Origin of the sequence: Corynebacterium sp. HMSC11E11, from assembly GCF_001807025.1 — a bacterium.
GTDB lineage: Bacteria > Actinomycetota > Actinomycetes > Mycobacteriales > Mycobacteriaceae > Corynebacterium > Corynebacterium freneyi.
In genome coordinates this window covers 1-21,866 of the sequence record NZ_KV787164.1, presented here as the reverse complement: position 1 = coordinate 21,866, position 21,866 = coordinate 1, and the positions used below count along the sequence as shown (strand labels likewise).

At 68.9% G+C, this 21,866-nt stretch carries 22 protein-coding genes and 1 riboswitch; of the genes, 11 read left to right on the top strand and 11 right to left on the bottom strand.

Annotated elements, in window-relative coordinates; translation table 11 throughout:
- Window positions 1-68: 68 nt before the first annotated feature.
- Window positions 69-545 (bottom strand): cupin domain-containing protein, encoded by a 477-nt coding sequence (locus HMPREF3121_RS10395; protein WP_070523176.1) that lies wholly within the window; start codon window positions 543-545, stop codon window positions 69-71.
- Window positions 546-755: 210 nt separating this feature from the next.
- On the opposite strand from HMPREF3121_RS10395, the gene HMPREF3121_RS10390 reads away from it, so the two are divergent.
- The 3 genes from HMPREF3121_RS10390 (at window position 756) to HMPREF3121_RS10380 (ending at window position 4,168) form a co-directional block, all read left to right on the top strand.
- On the top strand, window positions 756-1,370 hold the full coding sequence (locus HMPREF3121_RS10390; protein ID WP_070523175.1) for a hypothetical protein: 615 nt from the start codon (window positions 756-758) through the stop codon (window positions 1,368-1,370).
- Between the two features lie 127 nt (window positions 1,371-1,497).
- Complete coding sequence (locus HMPREF3121_RS10385; RefSeq protein WP_070523172.1) at window positions 1,498-3,144, top strand: peptide chain release factor 3; 1,647 nt, start codon at window positions 1,498-1,500, stop codon at window positions 3,142-3,144.
- Window positions 3,145-3,241: 97 nt separating this feature from the next.
- Window positions 3,242-4,168, top strand: a complete 927-nt coding sequence (locus HMPREF3121_RS10380) for an SDR family NAD(P)-dependent oxidoreductase (RefSeq protein ID WP_168161400.1) — start codon at window positions 3,242-3,244, stop codon at window positions 4,166-4,168.
- Window positions 4,169-4,189: 21 nt separating this feature from the next.
- Here the strand turns inward: HMPREF3121_RS10380 and HMPREF3121_RS10375 are convergent, their stop codons facing one another.
- Window positions 4,190-4,834, bottom strand: coding sequence for a nucleosidase (locus HMPREF3121_RS10375; RefSeq protein WP_083291627.1), 645 nt, complete (start codon window positions 4,832-4,834; stop codon window positions 4,190-4,192).
- A gap of 204 nt (window positions 4,835-5,038) precedes the next feature.
- On the opposite strand from HMPREF3121_RS10375, the gene HMPREF3121_RS10370 reads away from it, so the two are divergent.
- The 3 genes from HMPREF3121_RS10370 to HMPREF3121_RS10360 are packed head-to-tail and all read left to right on the top strand — an operon-like array spanning window position 5,039 to window position 8,255.
- Window positions 5,039-6,562, top strand: a complete 1,524-nt coding sequence (locus tag HMPREF3121_RS10370) for an acetaldehyde dehydrogenase ExaC (RefSeq protein ID WP_070523166.1) — start codon at window positions 5,039-5,041, stop codon at window positions 6,560-6,562.
- 51 nt (window positions 6,563-6,613) lie between these two features.
- Entirely contained in the window at window positions 6,614-7,309 is a 696-nt protein-coding gene (locus HMPREF3121_RS10365) for a hypothetical protein (protein WP_070523191.1), read from the top strand.
- Between the two features lie 40 nt (window positions 7,310-7,349).
- Window positions 7,350-8,255: an HAD hydrolase family protein gene (locus HMPREF3121_RS10360; protein ID WP_070523163.1), complete on the top strand. Its 906-nt coding sequence runs from the start codon at window positions 7,350-7,352 to the stop codon at window positions 8,253-8,255.
- On the opposite strand, the gene HMPREF3121_RS10355 is transcribed toward HMPREF3121_RS10360, so the two are convergent.
- On the bottom strand, window positions 8,171-8,908 hold the full coding sequence (locus HMPREF3121_RS10355) for a nicotinamide mononucleotide transporter family protein (RefSeq protein WP_070523189.1): 738 nt from the start codon (window positions 8,906-8,908) through the stop codon (window positions 8,171-8,173). The two genes, HMPREF3121_RS10360 and HMPREF3121_RS10355, sit on opposite strands and share 85 nt — an antisense overlap.
- An 18-nt stretch (window positions 8,909-8,926) precedes the next feature.
- Window positions 8,927-9,079: riboswitch (FMN riboswitch) on the bottom strand.
- 100 nt (window positions 9,080-9,179) lie between these two features.
- Here HMPREF3121_RS10355 and HMPREF3121_RS10350 point away from each other — a divergent pair.
- Window positions 9,180-9,980 (top strand): YwiC-like family protein, encoded by an 801-nt coding sequence (locus HMPREF3121_RS10350; protein ID WP_070523186.1) that lies wholly within the window; start codon window positions 9,180-9,182, stop codon window positions 9,978-9,980.
- 56 nt (window positions 9,981-10,036) lie between these two features.
- Window positions 10,037-11,164 (top strand): MinD/ParA family ATP-binding protein, encoded by a 1,128-nt coding sequence (locus HMPREF3121_RS10345; RefSeq protein WP_083291625.1) that lies wholly within the window; start codon window positions 10,037-10,039, stop codon window positions 11,162-11,164.
- A gap of 52 nt (window positions 11,165-11,216) precedes the next feature.
- On the opposite strand, the gene HMPREF3121_RS10340 is transcribed toward HMPREF3121_RS10345, so the two are convergent.
- The 6 genes from HMPREF3121_RS10340 to prfB all read right to left on the bottom strand — a co-directional run bounded on the left by HMPREF3121_RS10340 (window position 11,217) and on the right by prfB (window position 17,353).
- Window positions 11,217-12,029 (bottom strand): Fpg/Nei family DNA glycosylase, encoded by an 813-nt coding sequence (locus HMPREF3121_RS10340; RefSeq protein WP_070523158.1) that lies wholly within the window; start codon window positions 12,027-12,029, stop codon window positions 11,217-11,219.
- A 183-nt stretch (window positions 12,030-12,212) separates the two neighbouring features.
- On the bottom strand, window positions 12,213-13,262 hold the full coding sequence (locus HMPREF3121_RS10335) for an enoyl-CoA hydratase/isomerase family protein (RefSeq protein WP_070523155.1): 1,050 nt from the start codon (window positions 13,260-13,262) through the stop codon (window positions 12,213-12,215).
- 181 nt (window positions 13,263-13,443) lie between these two features.
- The gene (gene ppk2, locus HMPREF3121_RS10330) at window positions 13,444-14,361 is read right to left on the bottom strand and encodes a polyphosphate kinase 2 (protein WP_070523153.1); all 918 of its coding nucleotides are present in this window, start codon (window positions 14,359-14,361) and stop codon (window positions 13,444-13,446) included.
- A 151-nt stretch (window positions 14,362-14,512) separates the two neighbouring features.
- Entirely contained in the window at window positions 14,513-15,415 is a 903-nt protein-coding gene (gene ftsX / locus HMPREF3121_RS10325; RefSeq protein ID WP_070523150.1) for a permease-like cell division protein FtsX, read from the bottom strand.
- Window positions 15,416-15,465: 50 nt separating this feature from the next.
- The gene (gene ftsE / locus HMPREF3121_RS10320; RefSeq protein ID WP_070523185.1) at window positions 15,466-16,155 is read right to left on the bottom strand and encodes a cell division ATP-binding protein FtsE; all 690 of its coding nucleotides are present in this window, start codon (window positions 16,153-16,155) and stop codon (window positions 15,466-15,468) included.
- 79 nt (window positions 16,156-16,234) lie between these two features.
- The gene (gene prfB, locus HMPREF3121_RS10315; RefSeq protein ID WP_070523182.1) at window positions 16,235-17,353 is read right to left on the bottom strand and encodes a peptide chain release factor 2; all 1,119 of its coding nucleotides are present in this window, start codon (window positions 17,351-17,353) and stop codon (window positions 16,235-16,237) included.
- A gap of 110 nt (window positions 17,354-17,463) precedes the next feature.
- Between prfB and HMPREF3121_RS10310 the strand changes: the two genes are divergently transcribed.
- The gene (locus HMPREF3121_RS10310) at window positions 17,464-18,285 is read left to right on the top strand and encodes an inositol monophosphatase family protein (RefSeq protein ID WP_070523179.1); all 822 of its coding nucleotides are present in this window, start codon (window positions 17,464-17,466) and stop codon (window positions 18,283-18,285) included.
- Window positions 18,286-18,360: 75 nt separating this feature from the next.
- Here HMPREF3121_RS10310 and HMPREF3121_RS10305 read toward each other — a convergent pair whose 3' ends face one another.
- Window positions 18,361-19,011 (bottom strand): hypothetical protein, encoded by a 651-nt coding sequence (locus tag HMPREF3121_RS10305; RefSeq protein ID WP_070523148.1) that lies wholly within the window; start codon window positions 19,009-19,011, stop codon window positions 18,361-18,363.
- A gap of 38 nt (window positions 19,012-19,049) precedes the next feature.
- Between HMPREF3121_RS10305 and HMPREF3121_RS10300 the strand changes: the two genes are divergently transcribed.
- Together HMPREF3121_RS10300 and HMPREF3121_RS10295 are read left to right on the top strand one after the other, a co-directional pair.
- On the top strand, window positions 19,050-19,877 hold the full coding sequence (locus HMPREF3121_RS10300) for an inositol monophosphatase family protein (protein WP_070523147.1): 828 nt from the start codon (window positions 19,050-19,052) through the stop codon (window positions 19,875-19,877).
- Window positions 19,878-20,215: 338 nt separating this feature from the next.
- Window positions 20,216-20,527: a hypothetical protein gene (locus HMPREF3121_RS10295; protein WP_070523145.1), complete on the top strand. Its 312-nt coding sequence runs from the start codon at window positions 20,216-20,218 to the stop codon at window positions 20,525-20,527.
- A gap of 23 nt (window positions 20,528-20,550) precedes the next feature.
- Here the strand turns inward: HMPREF3121_RS10295 and HMPREF3121_RS10290 are convergent, their stop codons facing one another.
- Window positions 20,551-21,456 (bottom strand): chymotrypsin family serine protease, encoded by a 906-nt coding sequence (locus tag HMPREF3121_RS10290; RefSeq protein WP_070523142.1) that lies wholly within the window; start codon window positions 21,454-21,456, stop codon window positions 20,551-20,553.
- Window positions 21,457-21,866: the final 410 nt, after the last annotated feature.

Here is a 21,866-nt window from a genome sequence, read left to right as displayed (position 1 = left end):
CGGGTCGTCGTCAAGCAACCCGCGACACAAGCGCGGCGCGGGCCGCCGACGGGAAACGCGCGGAAAACCTACGCGTGCCCGTCCTCCGACGGATTGTCGGGCTGGACGGTCCACTCCGGCGGGACATCCTTGCCGGACTCCTCGTCGCGTTCAGCGTCCTCGGGGGTCGCCTGCACGATGCCCGCCGCGTGATGCGACGGCGCGTAAATGGAGTACAGACGCAGCGGCTCGTCGCCGGTGTTGACGACGTCATGCCACTTCCCCGCCGGCACCACGATGGCCCAACCGTCGGACACCTCCTGCTCGAAGCTGAGGTCGTCCTTCGCCGGGCCCATCTTGCAGACGCCCTTGCCGGCGTCGACGCGCAGGAACTGATCGGTGTCCGGATGCACCTCCAGGCCGATGTTCCCGCCCGGCTCGATGGACATCAGGGTCACCTGCAGGTACTTGCCGGTCCACGCCACGCTGCGGTAGTTCGCGTTGTCGCGGGTCTCGGTCTCGATGTCGAAGGCGTTCGGCTTGGGTCCAATGTCGCTGATGCTCATGTGAGTCACCTTTCCGTCAGATTCCATCTGACTTGCTCGAACAAACGCCGGCACGGGGCGGGCGGGCCCCGGACAACGCCGGCGAGCGCCGGAAGACGCGTTCGCCTCCATGGTGCCACCGGAAAGCCGATCCGCGCATGAGACGCCGCGACCACCTGGGCCGTCGCCGCGGCTTCGGGGAGATCCGGGTCGACCGATAGACTGCGCACCATGAGCCGGAACGACGAAGCACACGCCGCCGAGGCCGCCGCCGACGCCGCGACCACCGCCGACGCCACCACGGGCAAAGCTCCCGCGGTCCTCGCCACCGGGTCGATCCCCGCCGGCGACGCCGACGTTGTCGCCGCACTGCTCGACGGCGAATTCACCCTCGCCGAAATCGACGACGCACTCGACGCCTACGAGGGCACGGGCATGGACCGCTGCCTCACCGCCGCAATGGAACTGCGGGCCCTGCTGCACGACGGCGGCTGGTACTTCGCGCCGGACTCGGGGCTCGTCGAATTCCTGTTGTTCCCCTCCGACCCGGCGGCCGTCGACGCCGCCCCGACGGTGACCTTCGGCGTCGAATGGCCCACCAACCCCATCACCGGCCTGCCGCGGGCGGTCCACGACGTGTCCGTGTCCGCGCCGCTTCCCGACGACCCCGACTCCGCCACCGCCATCCGCTTCCGTTCGGTCAAGGAGTTCGCGCCCTACGCCACCGCCGTCAAGGACCCCGACCCCGACAACTGGCCCGCCGAACTGCAGGACCGGCGCTTCGACCCCGACGACGAAATCCGCGCCTACGCCGAACAGTTGAGCAAGAACGCCGCCGACGAGTAAGACGACGGTCGGAGCCACGGGTAGAGCCACCCCCGGAGCCACGCCCGGAGCGACGGAATCGTCGCAAAGCACCGCGACTATCCTTGACCACCTGCCACCCGCAGAAAACGACGACGCAAAGGAATCCATGAACACCCTCGCCGATGAGGCCGCACGCCGCCGCACGTTCGCGGTCATCGCGCACCCCGACGCCGGCAAGTCCACGCTCACCGAGGCGCTGGCGCTGCACGCGCACGTCATCAGCGAGGCCGGCGCCGTCCACGGCAAGGCCGGCCGCAAGTCCACGGTCTCCGACTGGATGGACATGGAGAAGGACCGCGGCATTTCCATCGCCTCGTCGGCCCTGCAGTTCGAGTACGCGCCGGAAAACCACGACGGCGAGCCGTACATGATCAACCTGGTGGACACCCCGGGCCACGCGGACTTCTCGGAGGACACCTATCGAGTGCTCACCGCCGTCGATGCCGCGGTCATGCTCGTCGACGGCGCCAAGGGCCTGGAGCCGCAGACGCTGAAGCTGTTCCGGGTGTGCAAGTCCAACGGCATCCCGATCATCACGGTGATCAACAAGTGGGACCGCCCGGGCAAGGCGCCGCTGGAGCTGATGGACGAAATCGTCGAGGAAATCGGCCTGCAGCCCACCCCGCTGTACTGGCCCGTCGGCGAGGCCGGTGATTTCCGCGGTCTGCTCCGCCGCGGCGAGGACGGCGAGGCCGAGGAGTTCATCCGCTTCGAGCGCACCGCCGGCGGGTCGACCATCGCCGAGGAAACGCACCTGACCCCCGACGAGGCCGCCGCCGAGCAGGGCGACACGTGGGAGACCGCCGCCGAGGAATCGGAGCTGCTGTCGGCCGACGGCGCCGACCACGACCAGGAGATGTACCTCGCGGGAGACACCTCGCCGGTGATCTTCGCCTCCGCCATGCTCAACTGGGGCGTGCACCAGATCCTGGACACGCTGTGCGAGTTGGCCCCCGCGCCCGCCGCCCGCGAGTCCGATCCCGCCGCCGTCGAGGCCGCCGCGGCCGGCGGTCAGGGCGCCATCGACGAAATCCGCTGCCCGGAGGACGATTTCGCCGGCGTCGTGTTCAAGGTCCAGGCCGGCATGGACGCCCACCACCGCGACAAACTCGCGTTCATGCGGGTCGTGTCCGGGGAGTTCGACCGGGGCATGCAGGTCACCCACGCCCAGTCGGGCCGCAGCTTTTCGACGAAGTACGCCCTGACCGTGTTCGGCCGGACGCGCTCGACCGTCGAAACCGCCTACCCGGGTGACATCGTCGGTTTGGTCAACGCCGGTTCGCTGGCGCCGGGCGACACGATCTACTCGGGCCGCAAGGTGCAGTTCTCGCCGATGCCGCAGTTCGCGCCGGAGCATTTCCGCACCCTGCGGGCCAAGTCGCTGGGCAAGTACAAGCAGTTCCGCAAGGCCATCGAGCAGCTCGACGCCGAGGGCGTGGTGCAGATCCTGCGCAACGACGCCCGCGGCGACGCCGCCCCGGTCATGGCCGCCGTCGGCCCGATGCAGTTCGAGGTCATGATGGCCCGGATGGAAAACGAGTACAACGTCGAAACGGTCGCGGACCCGATCCCCTACTCGGTTGCCCGCCGCACGGACGAGAAGACCGCGCCGGAGTTGGCCAAGCAGCGCGGCGTGGAGATCTTCACCCGCTCCGACGGCGCGCTCATCGCGTTGTTCGGCGACAAGTGGAAGCTGTCCTTCATCGAGAAGGAGCACCCGGAGTTCACCCTGGAGACCATGGTCGCTGACTAACCACGATCGCCGAGCCGCGCCGAACCGACGCGGTCCTCGGCGAAGCCTGCGAAACCTCGAACCGCGGACTCGGCCGTCCGGTGGTTCAATGAGGGCCGTGACTTGGACGCGTGACCTCATCCCCGATCAGACCGGACGCACCGCGGTCATCACCGGCGCAAACTCGGGCATCGGTTTCGTCGTCGCCACCGAGTTGGCGCGGCGTGGGGCGGACATCATCATGGTGTGCCGCAACCCCGAACGGGCCACCGCGGCGCGGACCCGCATCGACGCCGCCGGGGCCGGATCCGTCGGCGTCGTCCTGGCCGACATGTCGGAGCCGGATGACGTCGAACGCGCCGCCGCCGAGATCGCCGGCCGCACCGACGCGGTCGACGTGCTCGTCAACAACGCCGGGCTCATCGTGCCGGGCGATCACGCGGAGAATTCCCTCGGCTGGGAGATCCACTTCGCCACCAATTACGTCGGCGGGTTCCTGCTCGCGCGGCATCTGCTGCCCCTGTATCGCGATGTCGTCGGCGCCCGCGTCGTCGAGGTGTCGTCGTTGGCCCACTCCCACGTCCGCGATTTGAGGTGGGCCGACCCGAATTCGGCCGATGTCCGCGGTTTCCGGGCGTACGCGCAGTCGAAGCTGGCGTGTTTGATGTTCGGCCGGGAGTTGGATCGTCGCCTGGCGCAGGCCGCCGCGTCCGCTGTGGACGGTGCGCGGGCGCGGTGCGTCATCGCGCATCCCGGCATTGCGGCGACGGCGTTCATGCGTCGGCTGCCCGGGTTGTTGGGCAGGATCGGCGAGCCGGCCGTCGACAAGCTTTTCAGCGATGCCGACATGGGCGCCGATCCCCTGCTCGCCGCGGCGACGGACGAGACCGTGCCCGGCGGTTCCTTCCTCGGCCCGACCGGACCGTTCGAGGCCAAGGGCGACGTCGGGATGGCGAAGTCGTCGAAGGTGTCGAGGGACATCGGCAAGCAGGCCCAGTTGTGGGTGCTCACCGAGGAACTGACCGGCGTCCGCTTCACCGTCTGACGCCGCCGCGCGCCACGAGCGCTACCCGCCCAGCCGCGCCTCCAGGTGCTCGCCGAGCACCCGCGAGCATTCCGCGATGCCGTCGACCCACAGCGTGCCGGCGGATTCGTCGGCGGGGTCGGACACCAGCTTGATCAGTTCCACGGGCACCCCGTACCTGCGGGCGACCCACGCGATGGCGTAGCCCTCCATGTCCACCAGGTCGGCGGTGGCGGCGAGGCGGGCGCGGGTCGCGGAGTCTTCCACGAACAGGTCGCCGGTGGCCAGAACTTTTCCGGTTTCCGCGGTGCTTGACGACGGCCCCTCCCCAGCCTCGTCGGCCGGCACATCGAGGGCGATCGGAGGGTATGCGTCGGCGCCCGCCAACCTGCGCACGGCCGAATGGGAGAAATCGTGGAGCACCACGCGGCTGATGCGGTGGACGCCGTGCAATCCGGACGACGGGCCGTCGTGAAGCGCACCCGCGGTGCCCACGTTGAGCACCGTCGTCGGCGACGGTCCCCGGGCCAGCGTCTCCGACAGCGCAGCGGTGGCGTTGATGCGGCCGATGCCGGTGAGCAGCACGGGAACGTCGACGGCGAGGTGTTCGGCTTCCTCGCGCGTGGCCACGACGAGCAACGGCGCCTCGGGATCGACGGGGGCGAGCAGTTCCGGAACGGTGATCATGGGGCCAGGGTAGCGATGACCAGGGTGGGAGAAAATCATCGTTGACACGAAAGCGACACGTGATTAGGTTTGCGCGACAACGCTTCGCGTGGCGTGAATCACCGTCGATTCGTCGAGGGCGGGCCGCCCACGCACGGGGCGCCCCGACCGCCGCACTCGGCGCACTCGGCACACCCGATCCCACGCACCACCAGGAGGACCGCAATGACCACCTACGCCCACCCCGGGTCCGACGGCGCGAAGATGTCGTTCAAACCGCGCTACGGCAACTGGATCGACGGAGGCTTCCAGGACCCCGTCGACGGCAACTACTTCGAAGTCGTCTCCCCCGTCACCGGCGAAGTGTTCACCGAAGTCGCCCGCTCCACCGCGAAGGACATCGAGAAGGCCCTCGACGCCGCTCACGCCGCGGCCCCCGCCTGGGGCACGACGCCGCCGGCCGAGCGGGCGAAGGTGCTCAACAAGATCGCCGACCGCATGGAAGAACACCTCGAGGAAATCGCCGTCGCCGAGACGTGGGACAACGGCAAGCCCATCCGCGAATGCCTCGCCGCCGACATCCCCCTGGCCATCGACCACTTCCGCTACTTCGCCGCCGCCGCCCGCACCCAGGAGGGCCGCCTGTCGCAGATCGAGGAAGACCTGGTCGCCTACCACTTCCACGAGCCGCTCGGCGTCGTCGGGCAGATCATCCCCTGGAACTTCCCCATCCTCATGGCCACGTGGAAGCTCGCCCCCGCCCTGGCCGCCGGCAACTGCGTCGTGCTCAAGCCGGCCGAGCAGACCCCCGCGTCGATCCTGCACCTCATCGAGCTCATCGGTGACCTGCTGCCCGACGGCGTGGTCAACATCGTCAACGGCTTCGGCGAGGAAGCCGGCGCCGCCCTGTCCGGCTCCGACCGCATCGCCAAGATCGCCTTCACCGGCGAGACCACCACGGGCTCGATCATCATGAAGACCGCCGCCGACAACCTCGTGCCCGTCACCCTGGAGCTGGGCGGCAAGTCCCCCAACATCTTCTTCGACGACATCATGGACGCCGACGACGCCTTCCGGGACAAGGCCGTCGAGGGCTTCTCCATGTTCGCCCTCAACCAGGGCGAGGTGTGCACCTGCCCCTCGCGCGCGCTCGTCCACGAGTCCATCGCCGATGACTTCGTGCAGCTGGGCATCGAGCGCGTGTCCAAGATCCGCCGCGGCGACCCGCTGGACACCGAGACCATGGTCGGCGCGCAGGCGTCGAAGGAGCAGCTGGACAAGATCCTCAAGTACATCGAAATCGGCAAGACCGAGGGCGCCAAGCTGGAGCTCGGCGGCGGCCAGGCACAGCTCGAGGGCAGCCTGTCGGGCGGCTACTACATCGAGCCGACCATCTTCTCCGGCGTCAACGACATGCGCCTGTTCCAGGAGGAGATCTTCGGCCCGGTGCTCGGCGTGACCACGTTCTCCTCCTTCGACGAGGCCGTGAAGATCGCCAACGACACCATGTTCGGCCTCGGCGCCGGCGTGTGGTCGCGGTCGAACAACAACATCTACAAGGCGGGCCGGGCCATCCAGGCCGGTCGCGTGTGGTGCAACGCGTACCACGTGTACCCGGCGCACGCGGCGTTCGGCGGCTACAAGAAGTCCGGCATCGGCCGCGAGAACCACCTGATGATGCTGTCGCACTACCAGCAGACCAAGAACCTGCTGGTCAGCTACGCCACGAACCCGACCGGCCTGTTCTAGTCGCCGCAAGTCGCCTGCACCGGTGGTTGTCCCGTCCGTAGGATGGGCCGCGTGACTTTCCGATCCGACAATTCTCGTTCCGCCCGCGCCTCCCATGCCGAGGAGCGCGCCCGCCTGCTGGTGCAGGAGGTGCTGGATCGCGATGAGCGCCTGCGCTCGAATCTGTCGTCGCCCGACGTCGATCCGTGGGAGCACCGGTTCATCGCGGACGATTCCATCGTGGAGGGCCCGATCGCCTCGTGGCGCGACGACGCCACGCGGGCCCGCCGTCTGCTGCGCCGCTACGACATTCAGTCGGGGTACCGCGAGAAGATGCGGGACATGGAGCGGCGCATCGACTCGATGCTGCATCTGGCGGAGAGTCTGGAGGAAAGCTGGGACGCTGCGGCCGCGGCGTCGAAGAGGCTTTCCGACGCCGAGGCCCGCGACGCAGAGGCCTTCGAGCGGGAGCGCACCCGGCAAAACGATGCGGCGGAGGCGAAGCGTCGTCGGGAGGAAAAGCGCGAGGAGCTGCTGCGCAAGGCGGAGCATTTGGCCTCCGATGCGTTGGATCGGACGCGCGACGTCGGCGGCGAGGTGTTCCGCCGTTCCCTCGACGCCGGCCGCGAGGCGCTGGAGAAACTGCCCGGCCTGAGCAACTGGCAATTCCCCCGCTCCGGCCGCAAGCACCGCGACGACGAGCCCCGTGAGGTCCGCAGGGCCGAGGCCCGGGATCTTCGCCACCAGCCGCCGCTGCCGGAGGATTAGGCGTTCCCGCCGATCCGGATTCGGCGCTAGGGTCGCGGTCATGTGCGATACCCCCGATCACGCCGATTCCGCCGGCCACCCCCGGCCCACCGATTTCCCCGCCGCCCCGGCCGACCTGCGCCTGGTGGTGGTGGACATGGACGGCACGCTTCTCGACGACGCCGGTGAGCTGCCCGCCGACCTGCCCCGTCTTCTCGATCGGCTCGGCGCCGCCGGCGTCACCTTCGCTCCGGCATCGGGCCGGCAGCATGCGACGCTGCGCGACATGTTCGGCGGCATCCGCACCGAATCCGGTGCGGCGGTCGAGACGTTCATCGCCGAAAACGGCAACGTCGTCGCCCGCGACGGCGAACTCTCCGCAGCCGACGGCATGGATCCGGGCATCGTCGACGATGTCATCGACGCCGTGCGCGCCGCCCGCGCCGACGGTGCGCCGATGGGTCTCATCGTCTGCCATCCGGAGGTCGCCCACATGGAAATCGACCAGCCGGGTTTCAACGACGAGGCCGCGAAGTACTACCACTCGCGGGCCGTGGTCGACGATCTCCACGAGGTCAACGAAGGCGTCATCAAGCTGGCCATCTTCGACGACCGGGGCTCCGGGCTCGACGCCGCCCCGATGATGGAGCGCCTGGTCGGCGACCGACTCGAAATCGCCGTCTCCGGACGGTGCTGGGTGGACATGATGGTCCCCGGCCGCCACAAGGGCCACGCGGTGCGCGCGCTGCAGGAACGTCTCGGCGTCACTCCGGCGCAGACCGCCGTGTTCGGCGATTTCCTCAACGACCTGCAGATGATGGGCGCCGGCGACATGTCCTTCGCCATGGCCAACGCCCACGACGACATCAAGGCCGCCGCGAACTACCTGGCGCCGTCCAACACGGACTCGGGGGTCGTCGTCACGCTGGACAGGCTGCTCGACGAGGCCGCCGCCGCACGATCCTGACGCTGGATCCGCAGCCAGGTGACGAAACCCCAGGTGACGAACCCGCCGTAGAACAGGTACAGCGCCGCCGAAGGGTAGTAGCCGCCGAGGAACAGCAGCGGCACGCCGACGACGTCGACGGCGATCCAGATGAGCCAGAACTCCGTCCAGCCCTTCGCCATGCCCCAGGTGGCCAACATCGACCCGACGAAGATCCATGCGTCGGCCCACGGCCCCCACGAGCCCAGGGCCCCGAAGATCCTGGCGAAAATGACGGTGCCTCCCACGGCGAACGCGAGCATGACCATGCGCTCGCGGCCGGTGGCCCATCGGGGCATCACGGCGGCGTCGTCACGCCCGGAACCGTCGCCCGCGACGACCCGGCGCGTCTGCGCCCACCGCCACCAGCCGTACACGCTGACCAGCAGGAACATCACCTGCCGCCCCGCCTGGCCGTACAGGTCCAGGTCCTGCGGCGTGTGGAAGACGCCGCCGAGGAACACCGTGAACAGCAGGATGTTGCCGGCGATGCCCACCGGCCAGGCCCAGACCAGGCGGCGCATGCCCAGATACGCCGAACCGAGGCCGAAAAGATTGCCGACGATCTCGCGCACCAAAATGGGCGCTCCCCCGATGGTCAGCTGCGCGGTCAAAAAACCGACGAGTGCGGACATGACGGAATCCACGGTGGATCTCCTTCTCTCCCATCCGGACTATGACCGTCGGTTCCGGGTTCCAACCGGATCTGCTGACCTCCCCTGAGGGAGCGCTCGCGGACTCGTCCGGGCCACGCGTGGCCCGGCGTCACCGCCGGTGGGGAATTCCACCCCGCCCTGAGAATGTTCGCTGCCGACGTTAGCAGCGGTGCGCCGGAGAGTGGCCCGAATGGGCGGAAAAGTCCACGCCAATTGCCCATCATGAATTCGCATTAGTATGCTGGGGGTCATGTCCGAGACCAGGGTGCAGCGCAGGGTGCAACGCAAGCCCCGAAAGCGTCGCCGCGCACCCGGTTGGGTGCCCGACCAGCACGGCGCCTGGTTCATGGTCACCGTCCCCGCGATCACCGGTGTCATCCTGGCACCGTCGTGGACCGCGATTCCCCTGCTGCTGACGTGGTGGCTCGGTTATTTCACGTTCTTCGCCGGCAGCGTCTGGATCCGCTCGCGCTTCCGCGAACGCAACCGTCCGCCGGTCCTGGTGTACGGGTCGCTTACGGCCATCGCGGGCTTGACGACGCTGATCTTCGACTGGCGGCTCCTCATGTGGGTCCCGGCGTTCGCGCCGCTGGTGGCCGTGGCCGTCTTCGAAGCATGGAAGCGGCGTCCGAGGTCGCTGGCATCGGGCGTATCCACCGTCATCGCGGCCTGCCTCATCCTGCCCGTCGCCGCCTGGGCCGGGGGCGGCCTGGACGCGGAGGCGTGGGCCGCATTCGCCGTGTACCTGGCGTACTTCGTCGGCACCGTGCCCTACGTGAAGACGCTCATCCGCGAGCGCGGCTCAAAGCCCTGGTTCATCGGATCGGTGGGCTATCACGTCGTCGCGCTCGTCGCCGCCGTCGTCGCCGTGCTCGGCACCGGCGGGGATCCGTTCCACCCGGCGACCATCGTCGCCGCCGTCGTAATGCTCGCGCGGGCGACGCTCATGCCGATCACCGGCGCCCGCCGCGACAAGCCGTGGACGCCGAAAACCGTCGGGCTCCTCGACGCCGCCATCACGGTGCTGGTGGTCATCGTCGTGCTGCTCTGAGGCGCCCCGTTCTCTGCGGTCGCGGGCTCCCCGGTGCTGCGGTAGTTTCCCTGAGCATGAGGGGGGACTCATCCGGCGCATCGACGCCGTCACGACAGATCATCGTCAATCCGACCGCACGCCCGCAGGTTCCGCTGCTGGACCACCGGGTGCAACCCGACCGCGAGGAGCCGGCGCCGCTGCGCGACGACCCGCGGCCCGCAGAGGGCAAGGATCATCCGCATCGGGTTCCGGCCCGGGATCACGTCGACGCCGAGCAGCGGCCAATGACGGTCGGCGACATCGCCGGCCTGGTCGCCGAACGACCGCGGCCGGGCCGGGGCTGGCGGGCCATGGTGCACCGCGCATCGGGCGGCCGCGTCAACCCGGGCGAATCCTCCGCCGAGCGCGCCGAACGCGAACTGCTCGAACGCATCCGGCGTCCGGTCATCGGCGACTACCGCGTCGCCGTGCTCAGCGTGAAGGGCGGGGTGGGCAAAACGTCGACGACCATCGGCCTCGGCGCGACCTTCGCGTCGCTGCGCGGCGACCGCGTCATCGCCATCGACGCCAACCCCGACTTCGGCACCCTGGCCCACCGGGTGCCCGACCCCAACCCCGCCACCGTGCGGGACCTCCTGCGCGCCCCGTCGACCGACCGCTACGCCGAAGTCCGCTCGTACACGACCCAGGCCCCCTCGCGGTTGGAGGTGCTGGGCAGCGAACGAGATCCGTCGATGAGCGAGGCCTTCTCCGCCGCCGACTACGACCGCACGCTCGACATCCTGCGCCGGCACTACAACATCCTGCTCACCGACTGCGGCACCGGAATCGTGCACGGGACGGTGTCGGCGATCCTGGCCCAGGCCAACTGCCTGGTGCTCGTGGCCACGCCCGCCCTCGACGGAGCCCGATCGGCGTGGGCGACGCTGGACTGGCTGTCCGCGCACGGGTGGGCGGACCTGGTGTCGTCGACGGTCGTCGTCGTCAACCAGCTCACCGACGCCGGCGTCGAGGCGGAGGCGCTGCGCGACCTGTTCGGGCAGCGCTGCCGGGCGGTGCAGGTGATCCCGCATGACCCGCACATCGCGCGCGGCGCGGACATCGACATCGACATGCTGCGGCCCGCCACGCGCATGGCCTATCGGGAACTCGCGGCGATGATCGCCGACGACTTCGCCCCGCCCGGTGGACGGCACAGGTAGTCGAGCCAGCACGGGGGCCGACTGTCGCCGGTGGCTGAACCGGCGCCGATGGTCAGGCCGACTGGCAGGTCGGGCAGTAGAAGACCCGACGCGATTCGATCGGGACCTCGACAACGGGAGTGCCGCACACGTGGCACGGCTGCCCGGTCCGGCGGTAGACGTACACCTCGCCGCCGTGGTCGTCCTCGCGGGGTTCCCGCCCCATCGCCTCGGGCGTGTGCTCGGGCCGGACGGTGTCGATGCGGCCGACGCGCACGCCGTCCTCCATCAGCTCGCGCAGGTCGACCCACATCGCCTCGAGCGTCCCGACATCGAGGTCCGCCCCCGGCGTCAGCGGGTGGACGCCCAGGCGGAACAGGGTCTCGGTCCGGTAGATGCTGCCTACGCCGGCGTAGAGCTTCTGGTCGACGAGCAACGCGCCGATGGGCCTGCGCGACCGGCGCACGCGGTCGACGATCTCGGTGGGGTCGGCGTCGTCGCGCAGCGGGTCCTGCCCCACCTTCGCAATCGCCGCCGCCCGCTCCTCGTCGGTGATCAACCGGCACCACTGCGGCCCGCGCAGATTCGCCGATTCCTCGCCGTTGGACACGTGCAACCGGACCTGCCCCGCGACGTCGTCGGGGCCCTCGAACTTCAGCTGGCCGATCAACCCCAGGTGAATGTGGATGATGTGGTCCGGCCGCGGCACGTCGAACTCGAAGAACAGGTGCTTGCCCCACGCCTCCGCATGGTCGAGCTCATGGCCGTCGACGACCGCCGCCTCCGCCGCAAACCGCCCCTGCGGGCTGGTCACCGACAGCGGTCGGCCGGTGAACCGTTCGTTGAAATCCCGCGCAAGACGGTGAATCACATGACCTTCGGGCATGCCTGAACCATAACGGCCGCCCCGATGCGCACATCGGGGCGGCTCGGTTTGCCGGAAAGGTTTGCCGGAAAGGGTGGCCGGGCTCCAAGAAGGAGCGGCCGGTCTTGAGAAAGGCGTGGCCGCCCCCTCCCCCGGGCCAACTCCCCCGGGTCCATCCCCGCGGCCGCAGGCCACGTCCCTCGGTTACTTCCCGATTGCCTCACGGTACGGGGTCGGGTCGACCTCGTCGGTGGACGTCGGGTTCCACTGCGCGTTGCGGTCCTTGTCCACCAGCACGGCGCGCACGCCCTCGGCGAAGTTGGGGTCGTGGCGCAGGATGCGGCCGATGTTGTACTCGTTGCGCAGGCCTGCACGCAGGTCGACGCCCTCTGCGGCGTTGGCGGCGTACAGTTCGGCGCCGGCGACGAGCGACGTCGGAGCGGCCGAGCGCAGCAGGTCGTTGATCACGCGGCGCTCCTCGCCGGAGCACGCGCCGCCGTCGAGGGCGTTTTCGATCTCGCGCCAGGTGTCGAAGCCGAAGACCTGACGGACGCAGGGGGCGAACGCGGCGAGCTTCGACTCGCCGGCCTTGGCCGGGTCCTCGGCGAACTCGTCGAGGGCGGCCTCGATGCCGTCGGCGTCCACGGCGGCGAGGAAGTCCGCCAGCGACTCCTGCGGAACGAAGTGCGTGGCCCACCCGGCCCACAGCAGGTCGGCGGCGTTGAGGCGGTAACCGGTCAGTCCCAGGAAACGCGCGATCGCCGGCTCCGGCTGACCCGACGCCGCGGTGACATGCTGCGAGAACCACGAAATGCCGACATCCGGCAGGAATCCGATGGCCATCTCCGGCATCGCGGCCGAGGCGCGCTCGGTGACCACGCGGTGCGAACCATGCAGCGACACGCCGAGGCCGCCGCCCATGGCGATGCCGTCGATGACCGCGACGTAGGGCTTGGAGAACTCCGCGATCGCGGCGTTCATCTCGTACTCCTCCGAGAAGAACGCGTCGCCCTCGGCGGAATCGCCGGCGATCTGGGCGTCGCGGATCTGACGCACGTCGCCGCCGGCGCAAAACGCCTTCGGGTGCTCGGACACGACGACGACCTGCTCGACGGCGTCATCGTCGCGCCACGCGTCGAGCGCCTCGTTGATGTGCCGGACCATGCCCAGATCCAGCGAATTGAGCGCCTTGGGTCGGTTGAGGGTCAGGCGGCCCGTGCGGCCGGAAACGTCCTTGATCACAGAATCGGTCATGCCGCCCAGTGTGGCACAGGACACAGATGGGCCGCCACAAAAGGGTTAACCGCAATTCGCACAAGGGGCACCCGCCGCCCCCACGGCATCGCTTTACGACGACAACGACCGCCCACGCCGAGCAACGTGGACGGTCGGAACGTCGTAAAGCAACGAAAAACCGGAAACGGACGCGGCGACGCTACTTCTTGCCGGACTTGCCCTTGCCCGACTTTTCGGCCTTCTTGGCCTTCTTGGCCTTCTTCGCCTTCTTGGCCGCCTTCTTCGCCTTCAGCTCCTCGTCCTCGAGGTGACGCGCCACATCCGGCACGTAACGGAACTCGGTGCGCGGCGGACGCTCGTACTGCGCCTGCGACTCCGGACGCTCCGGAATCTCCGGCATCTCGCGCTCGATGCGCTCGTACGGCACGGTCGACAGCAGGTGGCTGATGACGTTGATGCGCGAACGCTTCTTGTCCTCCGACTCCACCGTGTACCACGGCGCCGACGGAATGTCGGTGTGGACGAACATCTCGTCCTTCGCCCGGGAGTAGTCCTCCCACCGCGTGATCGACTCCAGGTCCATCGGCGACAGCTTCCAGCGGCGCAGCGGATCCTCGCGGCGCGACTCGAAGCGGCGGACCTGCTCCTCATCCGACACCGAGAACCAGTACTTGCGCAGCATGATGCCGTCCTCGACCAGCAGACGCTCGAAAATCGGCGCCTGGTGCAGGAAACGGCGGTACTCCTGCGACGTGCAGAAACCCATCACGCGCTCGACGCCCGCCCGGTTGTACCAGGAACGGTCGAAGATGACGATCTCGCCGGCCGTCGGCAACTTCTCCACGTAACGTTGGAAGTACCATTGGCCCGACTCGCGCGACGTCGGCGCCGGCAACGCCTCGATGCGGCACGTGCGCGGATTGAGGTACTGGGTGATGCGCTTGATGGCGGAACCCTTGCCCGCGGCGTCACGGCCCTCCATGATCACCACGAGGCGCGCACCGGTCTCCACGACCCACTGCTGCATCTCGACGAGCTCGGCCTGCAGGCGCTTGAGCTCCTTTTCGTAGGCGTCTTTTTTGAGCTTCGGCGGGCGCTGCACGTCGTCGTTATTCATGCCCCGAAGTTTACCCGCAGCAGCCGGGCCCGCGACGCCCGGGGTGTGACATCCGGCGACGATACGACAACGAAACGACAACGAAACGACAAGGCCCCGCAGCGGATGCGGGGCCCGACGTCGACGCCATGCCGACCAGCGTCAGTTGCGGCTAGTTGCGCGAGTAGAGACGCAGCGTCACCTGCGCCGTGATGCCGGCGAACACGGCGCCGACGAGGATGACGATCGGCGCGACGGCCCAAATGTCGCCGGTGGTCACCGGGGCGACGAGCTGCGCCTGATACAGGCCCTGCATCGCCGGGTCGACGACCGCGGCCTTGCCCGCGAACAATCCCGCGATGGCCAGCACGCCGCCGATGATCGCCGCGAACACGGCCTCGAGCACGAACGGCGCCTGCGTGAACCACCGGGTCGCGCCGACCATGCGCATGATCTCCGCCTCCGTGCGGCGCGAATACGCGGCGATCTGCACCATGTTGGCGATGAGGAAAACCGCCGCCAACGCCTGGATGCCGGCAATGAGGAACGTCGCGTTGCGGATCGAGTCGAGGTTCGACGCGGCGTTGCCGATGTCGTCGCGCTGGTCGGTGACGTGGACGACCTGCTCCATGCCGAGCACCGGATCCAGCGGCGACGAATCCGTCGGATCCTCCAGGCGCACCAGCAGCACCGCCGGCAGCGACTCCGGGGTCGCGTTGGCCACCAGCGCCGGATCGGTGCTCTCGAACAGCGCCACGAAATGCTCGTAGTTCTGCTGGCGGTTGCGGTAGGTGACCTGCTCGATTCCGTCCTGGTCCTCCAGGGTGTCGCGCACCTCGGCGCACGCGGGCGACGAGCACGTCTCGTCCTCGGCGGAGATGGCCTCGTCGAGTTCGATGAGCACCTCCACGCGATCGAGGTACAGGTCCTTGGTCTTGTCGGTCATCTCGGTGACCAGCAGCCCCGACGCCAGCAGCGCCAGGGAGATGGCGGTGGTGATGATCATCGCCACCGTCATGGTGATGTTCTTGGTCAATCCGGAGAGGGCTTCCCCGAGCACGAAGCGGGTCTTCATCGTCTTTTCGCCTGCGTCCTTCGTTTTTGGTCGTCGTTTCCGGGGCGGCCCTAGCGGCCCAGGCCGTAGACGCCGGTGGCGTCGTCGCGCACGAGTTTGCCGTTGTCCAGCTCGAGCACGCGGCGGCGCATGGCGTCAACGGCGTCGCTGTCGTGGGTGGACATCACCACCGTGGTGCCCAGCCGGTTGATCCGGTCGAGCAGCAACATGATCTCGCCGGAGGTGTCCGGGTCGAGGTTGCCGGTGGGCTCGTCGGCAAGCAGGATCAGCGGCCGGTTGACGAACGCGCGGGCGATGGCCACGCGCTGCTGCTCGCCGCCGGAGAGCTCATGGGGCATGCGGTTGGCCTTGCCCGCCAGGCCGACCAGTTCGAGGGTTTCGCGGACGGCCGGGTCGATCTTGTCGCGGCTTTTACCGATGACCTGCAGCGAAAAGGCCACGTTGTCGAACACGTTCTTCTTCGGCAGCAGTCGGAAGTCCTGGAAGACGTAGCCGATCTTCTGGCGATGCTTGGGCACGTGCCGGCGCGGCAGCTTGGCGACGTCCTTGCCGCCGATGAGCACCCGGCCGGAATCCGCCTTCTCCTCGCGCACCATCAGGCGCAGGAAGGTCGACTTGCCCGAGCCGGACGGGCCGATGAGGAAGACGAACTCGCCCTTGCCGATCTCAGCCGACACCTCGTTCAGCGCCGGTCGAGTGGAGGTTGCGTAGGTCTTGGTAACCCGGTCGAAAGTGATCACGGCCATCACCCTAGTGGTCACGCGCACCATGTGTCACATGAGTTGCGGCACATGGCACGGCCCCGCGGCGGCCGGGAACCTAGTCCTCGTTCTCCTGGTCCATGCGCCAGCGGATGCCGGCCTCCAGGAACGCGTCGATGTCGCCGTCGAGGACCGCCGACGGGTTGTTGACCTCGTGGCTGGTCCGCAGGTCCTTGACCATCTGGTACGGGTGCAGCACGTAGGAGCGCATCTGGTTGCCCCACGACGCGTTGCCGCCGGCGCCCAGGGCATCCATCTCCGCCTGCTCCTCCTGGCGCTTGCGCTCCAGCAGCTTCGCCTGCAGAACCCGCATGGCCGAGGCCTTGTTCTGGATCTGCGACTTCTCGTTCTGACAGGTGACGACGATGCCCGTCGGGATGTGCGTCAGTCGCACCGCCGAGTCGGTGGTGTTGACCGACTGGCCGCCCGGGCCGGAGGAACGGTAGACGTCGACGCGGACCTCGTTGTCCGGGATCTCGATGTGGTCGGTGGTCTCCACGACCGGCAGGACCTCGACTTCGGCGAAGGAGGTCTGGCGGCGGCCCTGGTTGTCGAACGGCGAGATGCGCACCAGGCGGTGCGTGCCCTGCTCGACCGACAGCTGGCCGTACATGTACTCGCCGTGGACGACGAACGTCGACGACTTGATGCCGGCTTCCTCCGCGTAGGAGATGTCGTAGACGTCGACCTTGTGGCCGTGCTTTTCCGCCCATCGCGTGTACATGCGCATGAGCATTTCGGCGAAGTCCGCGGCGTCGATTCCGCCGGCGCCGGCGCGGATGTTGATGACTGCCTCGCGCTCGTCGTACTCGCCCGACAGCATCGTGGTCACCTCGAGCGACTCGATGTCGGCGCGCAGCTCGGCGCGCTCGGCGTCGGCCAGCTCGGTGGCCTCGGCGGCGGCGTCGCCGTCCTCTTCCTCGGCGAGTTCGTACATGACGGGCAGGTCGTCGAGACGTCGGCGCAGTTCCGTGACCTTCTTCAGCTTCGCCTGCACCTGCGACAGCTGGGAGGTGACCTGCTGGGCGTGGTCCTGGTCATCCCACAGCGACGGGTCGGCGGCCTGCGCCTCCAGTTCGCGGACCCGATCGGACAGCTCCGCCGGGTCGACCACCTTTTCGATGGTGGTCAGCGTCGCGTCGAGGTCATTGAGGTCAGCGGTCACGTCGGGATTCACGCGCTCCACTGTAGCGAACGGGCCCCGCGGGTTTTCGGGGGCTGCGCCGTCGAGCCTTCGTCAACGGCACGCCGGGTGCGGGATCGGCGGCCGCGTGCACAATGGGATCCATGACGGATGACGCGATGACCGCCCGGACCGATTCCTTCGATGATGCATCGCTCGACGATGCGTCGGTGGCGGCGCACGTCGTGGCGCGTGCCGCGGAGTTGGCGGCGCGGATGCGGGCGGAGGGCCTGGAGACGGAGTTCAAGACCTCGGTGTCAGACGTGGTCACCGCCGCCGATCGCGCGGCCGAGGAGCTGGTCGTCTCGGAGTTGGCCCGACTGCGCCCGGACGACGGCATCCTCGGCGAGGAGGGGTCGGCCAAGGAGGGCTCGTCGGGCCGCACGTGGGTGATCGACCCGGTCGACGGCACGTACAACTTCACGTCGGGTTCCGATTACTGGTGCTCGGCGGTGGCGCTGGTGGAGGGCTCGCCGGACTCCCCCGACCGCGTGATCCTGGGGGCGGTGCACCGCACGACGGGGTCGACGACGTGGGTCGGCGGCCCGGATTTGCCCACCACGCGCACCGACGAGCGTGGGTTGGTCGAGCTTTCCAGGCTTGACGACGCCGATCCGGCGGCCCTGAGCGCGGGCACCTACCTGCACTCGACTTGGCTTGGCGACGACGCCATGGTGGCGCCGTGGCTCGAGGCGGCCGGAAAGTTCGCCACGTGGCGGATGCTGGGGTCGGCGTCGATGGATCTGGCCGGGGTGGCCGAGGGCCGCTTGGGCGCCTGGTTCCAGCACTCGGTGGCGTCGTGGGATTGGCTGCCCGGTCATGCGCTCGTCGCCGGCGTCGGAGGTTCCTCCGCCCTGGTCAACGGGTGGCGCATCGCCGGTCCGGCCTCGGTCGTCGACGAGTTGGCGCGGACGCTCGACTCGTAGGAACCGGGCGTCGGCCGGCAGGCGGGCGTCGTAAAGCAACCGCCCGCCACAAGGCACCGCCCTACGGGTACTGCCCTACAGGTGCAGCACGCCGATGAACACGAGCAGGAACGACACCAGGTACCCGGCGCCCCGCGACACCCGCGCCTGATTGTCCCGCGCCAGGGCGAAGACCCGGCCGAGCCACGAATCCGGGCGATGGCGGACGACGCCGACGGCGATGGCGACGAGCGTCGGCAAGCTCAACGCCACCGACGCATAGAGAATGAGCCCCAGATACCGCTCCACCGCCGGAATCCCGCCGGCCGAAAGCACCGCCAGCCCCGCGAAAAACGGCACCGACGTCACCGACTGGATGGCGCCGAGGACGAAACCGGTGGCCACGGTCATGATCGACGGGGTGCGCAGCGGCGCGAGGATCTTCTCCACCAACGCCGACGAATCGCCGCCGCGGAAGGTCAGCCCCGCCGTGGCCACGCCCGTGATGATCAACAGCACCCCGAACAACGGCGACCCCACCAGCGCCGCGACCTGATCCCCCAGGCCGTCGAAGACCACCAGCACCGCCAACGCCAGCACCGCCACGCCCAGCCAATCACCGAACACCAGCAACGGCGTAATGCGACGGTACCGGCCGGCGGGCAACATCATCCCCAACGCGACGACGACCGCGATCAGCAAAACATTGATCGAATCGAGAAACGCGTAGGTCAGGGCGTTGAGCATGCGGGGCCTTTCCGTCGGGCCGGTCTAGACTACCCCTCATGAGCGCCTTCTCCGACGACCTCGCCCTCGCCCACCAGCTCGCCGACCTCGCCGACGCGGTGACCATGCCCCGCTTCGGCGCGGCCGACCTCGACGTCGAGGCCAAGCCGGATCTCACGCCCGTGTCCGACGCCGACCTCGCCTGCGAGCGGGAACTGCGGGCGCTGCTGTCCGAGGAACGCCCCGACGACGAGGTGCTCGGCGAGGAGTTCGGCGGCGACGCGACCTTCGAGGGCCGCCAGTGGGTCATCGACCCCATCGACGGGACGAAGAACTTCGTGCGCGGCGTGCCCGTGTGGGCGACGCTGATCGCGCTGCTGGTCGATGGCGTGCCGGTGGTCGGCGTGGTGTCCGCCCCGGCGCTGGGGCGTCGCTGGTGGGCGGCGAAGGACGGCGGCGCATGGACGTCGGTGGCGGTGGGTTCACCCGCGACGTCGGAGGCCCGCGCCGAATCGCCGGGTGCGCCGGCCCCGAAGCGGATCACCGTGTCCCGCGTCGGCGACGTCGCCGACTGTTCGGTGGCCATTTCCTCCCTGACGGGTTGGCGGGACCGTGGGCTGCGCGACCAGTTGATTTCGCTTACCGACGACGCCTGGCGCCTGCGCGGTTACGGCGACTTCTTCTCCTACTGCCTCGTCGCCGAAGGGGCGGTGGACGTCGCCGCGGAGCCGGAGGTGTCGTTGTGGGACCTGGCGCCGTTGGCGGTGCTGGTGGCCGAGGCCGGCGGGCGTTTCACTTCGCTGGCCGGCGAGGACGGGCCGCACGGCGGTGACGCCGTCGCCACCAACGGTCTGCTCCACGACGCCGTGCTCGGCTACCTGAGGTAGGCGCCGCACCGGGCGGGCCGTCGCCCACATCCGCAAACGAGTGCGAATCGCCCAAAACGACTCACTATCACTCGCCATTTCCGCAGGTCACGACGAACGGCACTGAGTCGTTTTGGGCGATTCGACGTCCTTTGGCCGTCATTCGCCTGGGCGGCACCCTTTGGCCGCCATTCGCCCCGGCGGCACCCTTTGGCCGCCATTCGCCTCGGCGGCGCTGGCCGCCAGGCAAGCCGTCGTCACGCAACCCCCGATTACACCCGCCAGGCACCCACGCCTACCCACATCGCGTGAGGCGAAGCTAACCTGATCCGGGAAAATCCGCGACGAAGGGAACGCGCATGGCCAAGGGCGACAAGGGCAAAAAGAAGGCCAAGAAGAAGGACGCCGCCAAAGCCAAGAAGAAGGCCGCGGCAACGACCTCGCTGCGCCTGCCCGAATGCTCGAAAGCCGAGGCCAAAGCCGCGAAGAAGCTCGCCGGCAAGGACCCCTTCAAACTCGCCGCGATGACGCCGAAGAAGAAGTGCTGCAAATCCGGCACCCGCTGCCTGCGCTGCCCGGTGGTGCTGCACAAGCTCAACCGCGAGATCAACAACGGCGAAGTCGACCGCACCGCCCTGCTGCTCGTCGCCGCGAAAGCCCGGATCCGGTAGCCGGAACCCCTACGCCGGAACTCCTACGCCAGGCGGAACCCGCCGCCGGGGCCGCCGTGGAGGTTCATGTCGTCGATCTGCGCGCGGACGGACGTCACGATCGTCGGCGCGAACACCGGTCCCTGCAGCGGCGTCAGGCACGCCGGGGCGGAATCGGCGCCCATGACCATGGCCACCAGACGATCGCCGACGAACACCGGCGCGCCGGAATCGCCGGGCGCGGCGCAGATCTGGGTGGACACGTGCGGGTCGGCGGCGGAACCGGGCGCGCCCTGGACCCACGTCGGGCCACACGTGCGGCCGGTGGCGATGCCCTGCTTGCACGCGATCTCCCCCGCCTTCGGCAGATCACCGACCGACGCGACGCGAGTGTCGCCGTACGTCGAGGTCGGCACCGCATTGCCGTGGAGAACGAGCACCGCGTAGTCGAACGTCGCGTCGACGCGCTGGACGCTGCCGATCACGCCGGCTTCCTTCGCGTCCATGGACCGAACGGGCGCGCCGACGCCGCCGCAGTGCCCGGCGGTCAGCGCGATGAGCCGGTCGCCGGCGTCGCGTCCGGCGGCGGTGACGGTGCAGACGTTGCGCGAGTCGCCGTCGCCGACGAGGATCGGCGTGCCCGGCCCGACCAGCGCCCTTCCCTGGGCGGCGAGCCGGTCGGCTTCGGCGGGCGCGGTCGGCGAGGAGAACCACACGCCGTCGACGCGCCTGTGCACGGGGCCGGGGGTGGCGCCGAGGATCTTCGACACGACGTCTTCGTCCACGACGTGCGGTTCCATGGCCATCTCCAGCATGGAGTAGTTCAGCGCGTAGTCATGCTTGACGACGGTCGACGGCTCCGGCGCCACGACCCGATCCTCGGGTGCGACCGGGGCGGCCGTGGCGGGGGCGATGCCGAGACCGACCGAGGCGAGCACGGCGCAGGTCATGGCGGCGATTCGGCCGCCCCATCGCCGTGCGGGCATCCGTCGTGTCGCCCGCGCCCCCTGCGCCAACCGCACCGCCTGCGCTCTCCGCGATGCCCGAGTGTCGCCCATTTGCGCCGCCACGCCCCATCCGCTCGTCGTAACCACCCTGGGAAAGGTGCCGTGGCCAGTCATTTTCACGGATCACGGCGGCCCATTTCCAGATAACGGGGCAACCATACCGCGCGGCACGGATCTGGGGCCAATGTTGCGCAAGTTACGGGTGTGACTTGCGTGTCCGGGGCGGGAAGGAAGCTCGACCGCATCGCACTCCCACATGGTTTCTGACGGTCGCCACAACGACCGCCAGACCCAACCCCCGGAAACGCCGAGGACCCCAGACACGACGAAGGCCCCCGGCGCAATGCCGGGGG

What these genes read in the sequence shown, in the direction of transcription:
- HMPREF3121_RS10390 (WP_070523175.1), top strand. Translation starts at nt 756, where the DNA reads ATGAGCCGGAACGACGAAGCACACGCCGCCGAGGCCGCCGCCGACGCC.
- HMPREF3121_RS10375 (WP_083291627.1), bottom strand. Translation starts at nt 4,834, where the DNA reads ATGATCACCGTTCCGGAACTGCTCGCCCCCGTCGATCCCGAGGCGCCG.
- HMPREF3121_RS10350 (WP_070523186.1), top strand. Translation starts at nt 9,180, where the DNA reads ATGTCCGAGACCAGGGTGCAGCGCAGGGTGCAACGCAAGCCCCGAAAG.
- HMPREF3121_RS10290 (WP_070523142.1), bottom strand. Translation starts at nt 21,456, where the DNA reads ATGACCTGCGCCGTGCTCGCCTCGGTCGGTCTCGGCATCGCCCCCGCC.
- HMPREF3121_RS10300 (WP_070523147.1), top strand. Translation starts at nt 19,050, where the DNA reads ATGAGCGCCTTCTCCGACGACCTCGCCCTCGCCCACCAGCTCGCCGAC.
- HMPREF3121_RS10385 (WP_070523172.1), top strand. Translation starts at nt 1,498, where the DNA reads ATGAACACCCTCGCCGATGAGGCCGCACGCCGCCGCACGTTCGCGGTC.
- ppk2 (WP_070523153.1), bottom strand. Translation starts at nt 14,361, where the DNA reads ATGAATAACGACGACGTGCAGCGCCCGCCGAAGCTCAAAAAAGACGCC.
- HMPREF3121_RS10345 (WP_083291625.1), top strand. Translation starts at nt 10,037, where the DNA reads ATGAGGGGGGACTCATCCGGCGCATCGACGCCGTCACGACAGATCATC.
- HMPREF3121_RS10395 (WP_070523176.1), bottom strand. Translation starts at nt 545, where the DNA reads ATGAGCATCAGCGACATTGGACCCAAGCCGAACGCCTTCGACATCGAG.
- HMPREF3121_RS10355 (WP_070523189.1), bottom strand. Translation starts at nt 8,908, where the DNA reads ATGTCCGCACTCGTCGGTTTTTTGACCGCGCAGCTGACCATCGGGGGA.
- HMPREF3121_RS10335 (WP_070523155.1), bottom strand. Translation starts at nt 13,262, where the DNA reads ATGACCGATTCTGTGATCAAGGACGTTTCCGGCCGCACGGGCCGCCTG.
- HMPREF3121_RS10310 (WP_070523179.1), top strand. Translation starts at nt 17,464, where the DNA reads ATGACGGATGACGCGATGACCGCCCGGACCGATTCCTTCGATGATGCA.
- HMPREF3121_RS10295 (WP_070523145.1), top strand. Translation starts at nt 20,216, where the DNA reads ATGGCCAAGGGCGACAAGGGCAAAAAGAAGGCCAAGAAGAAGGACGCC.
- ftsX (WP_070523150.1), bottom strand. Translation starts at nt 15,415, where the DNA reads ATGAAGACCCGCTTCGTGCTCGGGGAAGCCCTCTCCGGATTGACCAAG.
- HMPREF3121_RS10340 (WP_070523158.1), bottom strand. Translation starts at nt 12,029, where the DNA reads ATGCCCGAAGGTCATGTGATTCACCGTCTTGCGCGGGATTTCAACGAA.
- HMPREF3121_RS10305 (WP_070523148.1), bottom strand. Translation starts at nt 19,011, where the DNA reads ATGCTCAACGCCCTGACCTACGCGTTTCTCGATTCGATCAATGTTTTG.
- HMPREF3121_RS10360 (WP_070523163.1), top strand. Translation starts at nt 7,350, where the DNA reads ATGTGCGATACCCCCGATCACGCCGATTCCGCCGGCCACCCCCGGCCC.
- HMPREF3121_RS10370 (WP_070523166.1), top strand. Translation starts at nt 5,039, where the DNA reads ATGACCACCTACGCCCACCCCGGGTCCGACGGCGCGAAGATGTCGTTC.